Source organism: Terriglobia bacterium (assembly GCA_020073185.1).
GTDB lineage: Bacteria > Acidobacteriota > Terriglobia > Terriglobales > Acidobacteriaceae > JAIQGF01.
Window position 1 is genome coordinate 84,508 of record JAIQFT010000012.1, and the last position, 10,130, is coordinate 94,637.

At 62.2% G+C, this 10,130-nt stretch carries 7 protein-coding genes, 1 other RNA gene and 1 pseudogene; 6 read left to right on the forward strand and 3 right to left on the reverse strand.

Translation table 11 applies throughout. The features are described from left to right. Nucleotides 1-393 precede the first annotated feature (393 nt). The 5 genes and pseudogenes from LAN64_06200 (at nucleotide 394) to LAN64_06220 (ending at nucleotide 5,507) form a co-directional block, all read left to right on the forward strand. Nucleotides 394-2,331, forward strand: a pseudogene (locus LAN64_06200) (2-oxoacid:acceptor oxidoreductase family protein). Next, nucleotides 2,314-3,924: a thiamine pyrophosphate-binding protein gene (locus LAN64_06205; protein ID MBZ5567428.1), complete on the forward strand. Its 1,611-nt coding sequence runs from the start codon at nucleotides 2,314-2,316 to the stop codon at nucleotides 3,922-3,924. The pseudogene LAN64_06200 and the gene LAN64_06205 overlap by 18 nt, the downstream one beginning before the upstream one ends. A gap of 168 nt (nucleotides 3,925-4,092) precedes the next feature. Beyond that, the gene (locus LAN64_06210) at nucleotides 4,093-4,599 is read left to right on the forward strand and encodes a hypothetical protein (protein MBZ5567429.1); all 507 of its coding nucleotides are present in this window, start codon (nucleotides 4,093-4,095) and stop codon (nucleotides 4,597-4,599) included. A 187-nt stretch (nucleotides 4,600-4,786) separates the two neighbouring features. Further along, on the forward strand, nucleotides 4,787-5,179 hold the full coding sequence (gene crcB / locus LAN64_06215) for a fluoride efflux transporter CrcB (protein MBZ5567430.1): 393 nt from the start codon (nucleotides 4,787-4,789) through the stop codon (nucleotides 5,177-5,179). Between the two features lies 1 nt (nucleotide 5,180). Then, nucleotides 5,181-5,507, forward strand: a complete 327-nt coding sequence (locus LAN64_06220; protein ID MBZ5567431.1) for a DUF190 domain-containing protein — start codon at nucleotides 5,181-5,183, stop codon at nucleotides 5,505-5,507. A gap of 21 nt (nucleotides 5,508-5,528) precedes the next feature. Here the strand turns inward: LAN64_06220 and hpnI are convergent, their stop codons facing one another. The 3 genes from hpnI to LAN64_06235 all read right to left on the reverse strand — a co-directional run bounded on the left by hpnI (nucleotide 5,529) and on the right by LAN64_06235 (nucleotide 9,277). Then, nucleotides 5,529-6,713, reverse strand: coding sequence for a bacteriohopanetetrol glucosamine biosynthesis glycosyltransferase HpnI (gene hpnI, locus LAN64_06225; GenBank protein MBZ5567432.1), 1,185 nt, complete (start codon nucleotides 6,711-6,713; stop codon nucleotides 5,529-5,531). Between the two features lie 72 nt (nucleotides 6,714-6,785). Then, a complete protein-coding gene (locus LAN64_06230; GenBank protein ID MBZ5567433.1) occupies nucleotides 6,786-8,048 on the reverse strand; it encodes an ABC transporter permease in 1,263 nt (420 codons plus the stop codon). Nucleotides 8,049-8,050: 2 nt separating this feature from the next. After that, on the reverse strand, nucleotides 8,051-9,277 hold the full coding sequence (locus tag LAN64_06235; GenBank protein MBZ5567434.1) for an ABC transporter permease: 1,227 nt from the start codon (nucleotides 9,275-9,277) through the stop codon (nucleotides 8,051-8,053). Nucleotides 9,278-9,385: 108 nt separating this feature from the next. On the opposite strand from LAN64_06235, the gene rnpB reads away from it, so the two are divergent. Further along, nucleotides 9,386-9,816: RNase P RNA component class A (rnpB, locus tag LAN64_06240), an RNA gene on the forward strand. The last annotated feature ends 314 nt before the right edge of the window (nucleotides 9,817-10,130 follow it).

Consider the following 10,130-nt stretch of genomic DNA (forward strand, 5'->3'; position numbering starts at 1 on the left):
ACCGGTCCTTGCCCTACCCCGCGAGCGTGCCCTAACTACAAGCCGAGCGTAGTCCAGACGGGAGGGGTGGGAAGTGAGAAATATCACCCCTGATTGTGACCCCTATCACTGCCCCTGCGAAGGCGTAAGAAGACCATGGACAGATACTGAGGCCATGCTTTAGGCCAGGGCGAAGGGGACGCTATACGACTGAGCGCCCGGACGGGATCGCCCGTCACCTCCACTCCATAGAGGTCACCCCACAGTGCTTCGGCGCAGCTATTCCGACCAAAACCACAAAACCAGACGATACGCCGAGTGGGTACAAGTTCCGCAAATTCTTAACGCATACCTGCGTTGACCGCAGCGCCATGGGCGCGCGAAAGAGAGGACGAAATGGCAACGGCAATCGAGATGGAGAATGCGGCAGAGGCGAAAAACAAGGTCCGGTATCCGGGCATCGAGACGACGGCCGACGGATCGGGCGCGGTGGTGTGGGTGGAAAGCCACATCGCGCAGGGCGCATGCGCCTACCCGATTACGCCGTCGACGCCGATGGGAGACGGTTTTGCGGTGGAGTTCGCCAATGGAACCAAGAACCTGTGGGACGAGCCGGTGCAATTCCTGGAGCCGGAGTCGGAACACAGCTCGGCGTCGGCTTGCGAAGGATTCGCGTTGGCCGGCGGACGCGTGACCAACTTCACCTCCGGGCAGGGTCTGATTCTGATGAAGGAGGTGCTGTACGTGATCAGCGGCAAGCGTCTGCCGGCGGTGTTCCACATTGGAGCGCGCGCGCTGACCTCGCACTCGCTGAACGTGCATGCCGGGCACGACGACGTGATGGGGGTGGCCGACGTGGGCTGGGGCATCCTGTTCGCGCGTAATGCGCAGGAGTGCGCCGATCTCGCGGTGATTGCGCGGCGAGCGGCCGAGGACAGTGAAACGCCGTTCATGAGCTGCCAGGACGGGTTCTTGACGACGCACACGCTGGAGACGATCCGTCTGCCGGAAGAAGAGCTGATGAAGGAGTTCGTCGGCGACCCGAAGCTGCGGCTGCGCAAGCTATTTGACCCGGCCAAACCGGTGCTGACCGGCTGCGTGCAGAACCAGGACAGCTACATGAAGGGCAAAGTGGCGCAGCGGTATTTCTACGACCGGGTCGGGCCGGCGCTGTCGCAGGCGTTCGAGGACTACGGCAGGCTCACCGGGCGGCATTACGATTTCCTGAAGCAGTACCGGATGGAAGGCGCGGAGTACGCGGTCATCGGCATGGGATCGATGATGGATACGGCGGAAGCGACAATCGATTACCTGCGCAGCAAGGGCATGAATATCGGCGCCATTACGGTGGTGAGCTTCCGGCCATTCCCGTCGTGGGAGCTGGCGCTGGCCTTGCAGCACGTGAAGGCAGCGGCGGTGATCGAGCGCTGCGACGTGCCGTTGATGGAGTCGAACCCGCTGACCGTCGAGATCAAGGCGGCGCTGGCGGACGCGCACATGGGAACCAGCGGCGACCGCATCCGGCACATCCCGGAGATTTATTCGGGTGTGGCGGGACTGGGCGGGCGCGACCTGCGGCCGGGACACTTTGTGGCGGCGGCGGAGAACATGGCGCATGGCAACGGCAAGCGGTTCTTCATGCTGGGGGTCAAGCATCCCGATGCGTTGGAGATCACGGTGGATCCCGACGTGCGGCCGGCAGGAGCGTTCTCGCTGCGCGGACATTCGGTGGGCGGATTCGGGTCGGTCACGACCAATAAGGTGATCGCGGCGGTGGCGAGCGACCTGTTCGGCTTGTACGCGCAGGCGTTCCCGAAGTACGGGTCGGAGAAGAAGGGTCTGCCGACGAACTACTACCTCACGCTGGCGCCGGAGGTGATCCGGATGCACGCGGAGCTGAACCTCGTGGACTTTGTCGCCATCCAGGACCAGAACGCGTTTTTGAGCGGCGATCCGCTGGCGGGGTTGAGGCCGGAGGGCACGATTTACCTGCAATCGACTCTGCCGGCGGAGCAGGTGTGGACGAGCCTCCCGCTGAGTGCGCGCAAGAACATCCGCGAGCGCAAGCTGAAACTGTACGCGCTGGACGCGCAGAAGATCGCGCGCGATTGCGCCACGCGGACGGATTTGCAAATCCGCATGCAGGGCATCGTGCTGCTGGGCGCGTTCCTGAAGCTGACTCCGTTCGCGGCGAAGGCGGGACTGGACGCCGAGAAGCTGTTTGGGTCGCTGCGCCAGACGCTGACCAAGTACTTCGGCAAGCGCGGCGGGTCGGTGGTGGAGGACAACATCAACGCGGCGCGGCGGGGGTATGACGAGGTCACGGAAATTGTTATGCCGGCGGAGGACGTGGTGCTGGCGGCGGAGAAGTCGCATAAATTTAAAGTTCCGGACCTGCTGGTCAAACAGCCGGAAGTCGTGGAACCGGACTTCTGCGAACACGTGATCGGCAACTACGCGCGCGGGCGGGAGAGCGATCTGGCGGCGGACGAATACCTGGGCCGCAGCTTCATGCCGGCGGCGAGCGCGATGCGGCGCAGCTTCCGTACGCTGGCGCCGGACATCCCCGAGTTGGTGGCGGCGAATTGCGTCGGGTGCATGGAGTGCGTGAGCGCGTGCCCGGACACCGCGATCCTCGGCAAGGTGGTGGAGCCGGACGAACTGCAGGAGCAGTTGGCGAAGATCGAACTCGCGGACATGCGGTCAGAGTTGCAGGCGCAGTTCGTCAAGACGCAGAAGTACTGGATGATTCCGGAAAAGAAGGGCGAGAAGGGCGGGCTGTTCAGCATCTTCGTGGATCCGGACAAGTGCAAGGGCTGCGGAGAGTGCGTGGTGTCGTGCGGCAGTCACAAAGCGCTGGCGATGAAGCCGAAGAACGGCAACCTGGGCCGGATGGACTTGATGATGGACCTGTATCATCACCTGCCGGAGACGCCGGCGCGGCTGCTGAATGAGAAGTCGCTGGGCGACATGATGCTGGCGGACCGCTCGCAGTTGTTCGTGGGCGGAGCGGGATCGTGCATGGGCTGCGGCGAAGCCACCGCGATCCGGCTGATGCTGGCGGCCACCGGGTTTGTGTACGGGGCGGATAAGATCGGCATCGTAGGCGCAACCGGATGCAACAGCGTGTTCGGCTCGACGTATCCGTTCAACCCGTACACGGTACCGTGGACGAATTCGCTGTTCGAGAATGCGCCGGCGGACGCGATGGGCATCCGGCTGCGCTGGCATCAAGAAGGACACGACGATTACAAACTGTGGTGTCTGGGCGGCGACGGAGCGATGTACGACATCGGGTTCCAGTCGCTGAGCCGCATGCTGGCGTCGGGCATGGACATCAAGGTGCTGGTGCTGGACACGCAGGTGTACTCCAACACCGGCGGGCAGGCTTCGACGGCAACTTTCACGTCGCAGGACGCGAAGATGTCGCAGGTAGGCAAAATCAACCCGGGGAAGACGGAACATCGCAAGGAGATGGGGCAGATCCTAATGATGCACCCCAACGCGTTCGTGGCGCAGGCGATCGCCGGCAACCCCAGTCACTTCTACAAGACGATCATGGCGGCCAACGAGTTCCCGGGTCCAGCGGTGGTGATCGCTTACACTACCTGCCAGCCGGAACACGGCGTGGCTGACGACCGGTCGATGCTGCAGGAGAAGCTGGCGGTGGAGTCGAGGGCGTTTCCGCTGATGGTCTACGATCCGCGCAAGGGCGAGAAGATCCGCGAACGGCTGAGCCTGGCGGGAAATCCAGCGCTGAAGGAAGACTGGTACGTGGACCCGCGAACCAACCAGGCGGTGGACTTCATCGGCTTTGCGAGGACGGAAGGACGCTTCGCGCGGCACTTCGACGCCGATGGCAATCCTGACGCGTCCATCAAAGCGGCGCAGCAGGACCGTCTGGAGAATTGGCGGAGATTGCAGGAACTGGCGGGGGTGAAGTAGTAGTCAGGAGTCAGGTGTCAGTAAATGCCGTCCCGAGTGGGGCGGCATTGCTTGGCCCGAAAAATCCAGCGAGACCACGGCCCGGAACATCCCAGCGAGGTCTGCGAGGGCACCCCGGCAAGCGGCGCTCAACGCTGACGCTAACGCGCTTCAGGGGAGCAATTAGCAATGCACTCCCAGCGCAACAATTCGACTGTCGTCCGCGTGGTAGCGATGCTGTTGCTGAGCTTCGGGTTCCTGCTTTTCATTCCGATTAGCGCTTTTCCCAGCGAGAAGCCCGGGTCGCGCGTGTCAGCAAGTAGCAGTGTTGCGAATGGCGTACTGGTGATGTTGCATTCTTCGATTGCATCCAGCACATCGGCGGCTCCGCACTCGCTGATGTCCAGTTTGAAGCTGACTGGTGATTCGGAACTCACAGCAATCCGCACCTTGCCTTTGTACGGCACATCCCAGCGGGCTTTTGAGTTCGGCGTCATCGCAAAGGATCGTGTGGCGACAGTTTTCCAGCCCTTTACCGGGGTGGGCGCTGGGACTGGCGCGGAAACGATTGCGGGCGCTGCCTCTGTTGGGTTCGAGCGTGTGCTGTACGCTGCGATTCCGACCACGGAAAGTATGACTGCTACGGCGATCAGTGCGGGCACTGGTGAGCGCATCGAACACCTCTTGAAATTTTGAGGGGAGGTAAACATTATAACCCCGATGGGGGACTGTAGTCTCGGTTTTTTGACCGGGTCCACTACCAGAAGCGGCAGCAGCAGCGGCGTGGCTGTCTGCAGTTCTGATAAACTGTGCGCGGCGATGGAGTTCGCCTCAACCGCCTCCCCGCGAGGCTGATGACTCCTACCACTCCGGCACTTGCCGAATGAAGGAGAGCTCCATCGTGCTCGCCGTACTATGGATATCCCTGGGCGCCGTGATCGGCGCCAATGCGCGCTACCTCCTCAGCCGATCGGTGGCGCGCCACTTCGACCCGGCGTTTCCGTATGGGACGCTATTGATCAACGTTACGGGCAGCTTGGTGCTCGGGTTTTTCATGATCTGGACAACTGAGCGGGTGCTGGCCGACCCGAAGTGGCGGCTGCTGATCGCGATCGGGTTCTGCGGCTCCTACACCACGTTTTCCAGCTACGCGTTCGAGACCCTGGCCTACTTCGAGCAGGGACACTGGCTGCTGCTGGCGGCGAACTTCATTTCCAACAACCTGCTTTCGCTGGCAGCGGTACTGGCCGGTGCAATGCTGGCGCGGGCGCTGTAGAATGCAGGGCCAAATGGCAGTCCAAGTCACGATGTACCTGAACGAAGCGGACGAGTGGCAGCACCTGCCGCTGCATATGGAGCTGCTGAATTACTTGCGGCGGGAAAACGTTGCCGGAGCCACGGTGTTGCACGCCGTCGGGGGATTCACCGGACGGCAGCGGGTCCACACCTCATCCCTGGTGGACGCCGGCGGCCATCTGCCGCTGGTGCTGACCTTTGTTGATACCGACGAGCACGTGCAGCGCGTGCTGCCGACGCTGCGCAAGATGGCGGCGCACCGGCTGATCGTGCGCGAGAACGTGATGATCGAGCAGGGGCTGGATTAAGGAAGGGGTCAGTCCAGCCTGCTAGCCACTGACCACTGGCCACTGCCTTGTGGGGCGGAGTTTGCCCTTTTCGAGGATGAATTCGTCGCCGCGCCAGGCGACGGTGTGGCCGGCAAAACTGGCGATCCAGACGATCATTGCGACCACGTCGCGCAGTGGAAGCAGCGCGAGCAAGCGCGGCACGTCGGGGTCGTGCACGATCTTGGTTCCGATGGCAATCGCCATGGCTAATCGCAGGGCAGCCGCAACCGCCAGCACACCCCACGCCCAGGTTGCGCCGCCGGAAAGTAGCAGCGCGAGCAGCGCCCAGGGAAGTCCAAAGGTCAGAATGACGCCGGTGTAGCCCCAACGGCGCGAGTCGCGAGTGCTGCGTCCCCAGCGCAACTGGTGCTGGAGGAAGGTGCGCAGCGAATAGTCGGGCAAATGGTGGTCCACCACCACATCGGACAAGCGAACCTCGAAGCCCGCCTTCGCGATGCGCGCGCCCAGTTCGAAATCGTCGGCCAGGTAATCCACCAGCGGTTCGAAGCCGCCGATCGCCTCCAGCGACTGGCGCGGAAACGCCAGCGTGGAGCCCAGCGCGAAGCGGATGCCTTCAAGTTGTCGCGCCGCCAGCACGCCGGCGCTGAAGTCGGTGCTGATGCCGATGGCCTCCAGTTGAGAGCCCAGCGTCTTGCCGGCGATGCCGCGGTACAAGCAGGTCACCATCCCGACGCGCGGGTCGCCAAACTCGCGCACGATCCGCCCCAGGTAGTCAGGATCGACGCGGATGTCGCTATCGTTCACGACCAGGTAGTCGTAGGCGGCCAGGGGCAGCATTTGCACCAGGTTGCTGACTTTCAGGTTCGTGCCCAGCACCTTGGGACAGACCATGAGCCGGATGCTGCGCTCCGGAAATTCGGCTTGGAGACGCGCGACGAGTGCGATGGCAGGATCGTCGGGATCGCTGATGCCGAAGATCAATTCGTACTCGGGATAATCCAGAACGCAGTGGCTACGGAAGCTTTCGTAGATGTCGGGATCGGTGCCGCGCAACGGCTTGAGAATGGAGACAGGCGGGGTCCAGAGGGCCGCGGCAATGCCCTGCTTGCGGCTGTGGCGCACGAAACTGCGCGCGCTCCACAGGCACAGCAGGTAGTACCCGCAGCCAGCCAGGGTGCCGAGCAGCGCAACCGCTTCTAAAAACCGAACAAGGTGCTGAACCATGCCTCCTCGATCACCAGCAAAAGACTATCAGATGAGTTGGGCGGCGCTCAGTGATTTCCGCCGACCGGCGCATCACTCGTATCGAAGCGCCTCGATGGGGTCGAGATTCGAAGCTTTCCACGCGGGATAAATCCCGAATATCAGTCCGGTCGCGCAGGCGATCCAGAAGCCGGTCATGGTCCAGAACATGGACATGGTGGCCGGCAGCGACGACCAGATGACTCGCACCAGGTAGGTCAGCACGGCTCCCAGTAAGACTCCAAGCAAGCCGCCGAGGGCCGTGAGCGTCACCGCCTCCAGGGTGAACTGCAGCAGGATGTCACGTTTGCGCGCGCCAACCGCCTTGCGCACGCCGATCTCGCGGGTGCGCTCGGTCACTGACACAAGCATGATATTCATCACTCCGACGCCGCCCACGATCAGGCCGACGCTGGAAACGGCGAACATGAAAATAAATACCGCGCCGGTCACCTGGTTCCAAACCTCGGAGAGCGAATCCTGCGTCATGATCGCGAAATTGTCGGGGGCGCTGGGCGGAACGTGACGGCGGCGGCGCAGCAACTGGCGCATCTCGTCAATCGCCTTCGGCATGTCGTCGTGGGAAGTGGCCTTCACCGAGATCCAGTGGTCCTTGATCTCGGGATGGAGCTTGCGAAACGTGCTCAGCGGGAAGCGGACAATGTTGTCGTCCGGGTTCTTGCCGCCGGCGAAGACGCTCTTGACCGGATCCATGACGCCGATGACGCGGAAAAGCTGCCCCTCGATGTTGATCTCCTTGCCGATGGGATTGCCTGCGGGAAAAAGCTCGTGAGCGGTTTCGGCGCCGAGGTTGATGACGGGCGTGCGGTGCTGGTCATCGAACTCATCAAACCACCTGCCCTCGGCAATCGGAAGGTCGTAGACGATACGGGCAGAGGCCATGTCGCCTTCGAGGATGACGTTCTTCGCCTTCTGCCCGTTGTATTTCACGACGTAGGTGCCGGTGCCGAACTGGCGCATGAAAAACCGCACTCCGGCAGTGACGGACTGCACGTGCGGCAGCTCGCGCATGGCCACCGCATCTTCATAGGTCAATTCCTTGCGTTTGCGCATCTCCTCTGGAATGCGCCCGAAGATAAACGGCTCCTGGTGATAGGCGACGATGATATTGGAGCCCATGGACTGAATCGCCCCAGTGACGTTGGCGTTCAACCCGCGCACCACGGAGGAAATGGCGATGACCACCGCAACGCCGATGACCACGCCGAGGATCGTCAGCCCGGAGCGCATTTTGTTCTTGCGAATCGTCTCCCAGGCCATGCGGACGATCTCGGCGTAATCGCGCTTCTGGATCATGGTTATAGTTCGAACCTCAAGGCCACGATGGGGTCCAGGTCGGCGGCGCGGCGGGCGGGATAGACACCGAAGAAGACTCCCACGCTGGCCGAGACCGCCAGGCCGGCTGCAATCGCCCACAGCTTGATGACCGATGGCATGCCAATGAGGGCCGTGACTGATTTCGCCACGGCGATGCCGAACAGGACGCCGATCATGCCGCCCACCACGGCCATGGTGCTGGATTCGATCAGGAACTGGCGCAGTACATCCGAGCGGCGGGCGCCCAGAGCCTTGCGAATGCCGATCTCGCGCGTGCGCTCGGTGACCGAGACGAGCATGATGTTCATGATCACGATGCCGCCGACCACCAGCGAAATGGCGGCGATGGCGATCATGGCGATGAAGAAGCTGCCGCTGATGTTGGCCCAGATGCCAAGAAAGCTGGCGTTGGTTTCGATGCTGAAGGAATCGGGCGCGCCCGCCAAGTCGTGCCGCCGGGAGCGCATGATGGCCCGCGTCTCGTCGATTGCGGTATCGAGTTGCGGTCCCACGCCGGCCGACTTGCCGAGAATGCGAATGCTGTTGTGGGCCCCGTACTTCCGCATCCAGGCGGTGATCGGCACGATGACGTAATTATCGCGGCTCTGGCCGAGGGTTTTCCCTTCCGTCTTGCCGAGACCGATTACGGTGTAACTTTCGCCGTCAATGCGCACCTCGCGCCCGATCGCGTCGACCCCCGGCATGAGTTTTTCCAGGACGTCGCTGCCGATCACGACCACGCGGGAATCGTTGCGCAGGTCAATTTCGTTGAGCATGCGCCCGGCGACGATTTCCAGGTCGAGGATCGGCGCCATGCTCGGAGTCATGCCGCGGATCATGGTGTCGCTGCTGGACAGGTCGCCGTAGCGTACTTTCCCGATGCTGTTGATGCTCGCACCGGTGTGCTTGCAACCGCGGCATCCGGCCAGCACCGCATGGTAGTCCTCCAGGGTGAGGTCCTTGCGTTTCTGCCCTTCGAGGAATTGGTCAATGCTGGTAATGACCGGGGAAATCTTGGCCACGATGAACACGTCGGCGCCCAGGTTGAAAATCTTGGTCGCGACGTAGCCGTTGATGCCGTTGACGAAGGTGACGACGGCAATCACCGCCGCCACGCCAATTACGACGCCGAGCAGCGTCAGAGTGGAACGTAGCTTGTTTGCCCAGAGTGAGTGCAGGGCGATGCGGATGCCTTCGGCGGTATTCATTTGGGGAAGTACCGATCAGGGTATCAGAGGAATCGAGGCGCGCGTACCCGTATTGCTGCGGATGAATCGGGGTCCAGGGCCGCTCATCGAGTATAGTTAGGAAGTTGGCAGCCGGACCGGACGGTCGCTGTCGCCTTCACCGGCGGCAGAGGAAAGTCCGAACTCCGCAGAGCAGTGTGCCGGATAACGTCCGGGAGGCTGGTCCGGGGTCCCCGACGCGCGCCGCTTTTGCGCGTGGCGGGGTGGCTCTAGATCAGTCGACGGAAAGCGCCACAGAAAACATACCGCCGAGCGATCGGTAAGGGTGAAAAGGTGCGGTAAGAGCGCACCGCCCGTTTAGTAATAAACGGGGCAGGGCAAACCCCACACGGAGCAAGACCAAATAGGGGACCAGTCCGGGAGCAATCCCGGCACGCGCTGGCTCGGCGCGGATGAGTTCCGGGTAGGTCGCTAGAGCCGGGCAGTGATGCGCGGCCCAGAGGAATGACCGTCCCGCCCGCAAGGGCGGACAGAATTCGGCTTACAGGTCCGGCTGCCAACCTGCTGATTATGCACAACTGATTCCTCTTCAGTCGCTTTGGTGTCCATTTTTGCGAGAATAGAACTCTAAGTCCGACCGGCTGTACCTCTTCGAGGGATGCGCCGATTGTTACTTCCGAGTTGCCCGTGACTCGACAATTGGGAAAGTCCGTCTGTGCCATGGGGAATTGATAATCTAGACCATTTTCGTAGTTACTGTAGACCATAACTGCAATGGGCGAACCAGGCGGAGGCGTTCTCCGCCGTTACCGCCGCCAAGGCTTCGGCGACGGCAGACTCCAGAGCTTCCAAGGTACGGGCCTTGGCCGAGCGC

Coding starts and splice junctions, on each gene's coding strand:
- LAN64_06205 (MBZ5567428.1), top strand. CDS start 2,314: ATGCCGGCGGAGGACGTGGTGCTGGCGGCGGAGAAGTCGCATAAATTT.
- LAN64_06210 (MBZ5567429.1), top strand. CDS start 4,093: ATGCACTCCCAGCGCAACAATTCGACTGTCGTCCGCGTGGTAGCGATG.
- crcB (MBZ5567430.1), top strand. CDS start 4,787: ATGAAGGAGAGCTCCATCGTGCTCGCCGTACTATGGATATCCCTGGGC.
- LAN64_06220 (MBZ5567431.1), top strand. CDS start 5,181: ATGCAGGGCCAAATGGCAGTCCAAGTCACGATGTACCTGAACGAAGCG.
- hpnI (MBZ5567432.1), bottom strand. CDS start 6,713: ATGGTTCAGCACCTTGTTCGGTTTTTAGAAGCGGTTGCGCTGCTCGGC.
- LAN64_06230 (MBZ5567433.1), bottom strand. CDS start 8,048: ATGATCCAGAAGCGCGATTACGCCGAGATCGTCCGCATGGCCTGGGAG.
- LAN64_06235 (MBZ5567434.1), bottom strand. CDS start 9,277: ATGAATACCGCCGAAGGCATCCGCATCGCCCTGCACTCACTCTGGGCA.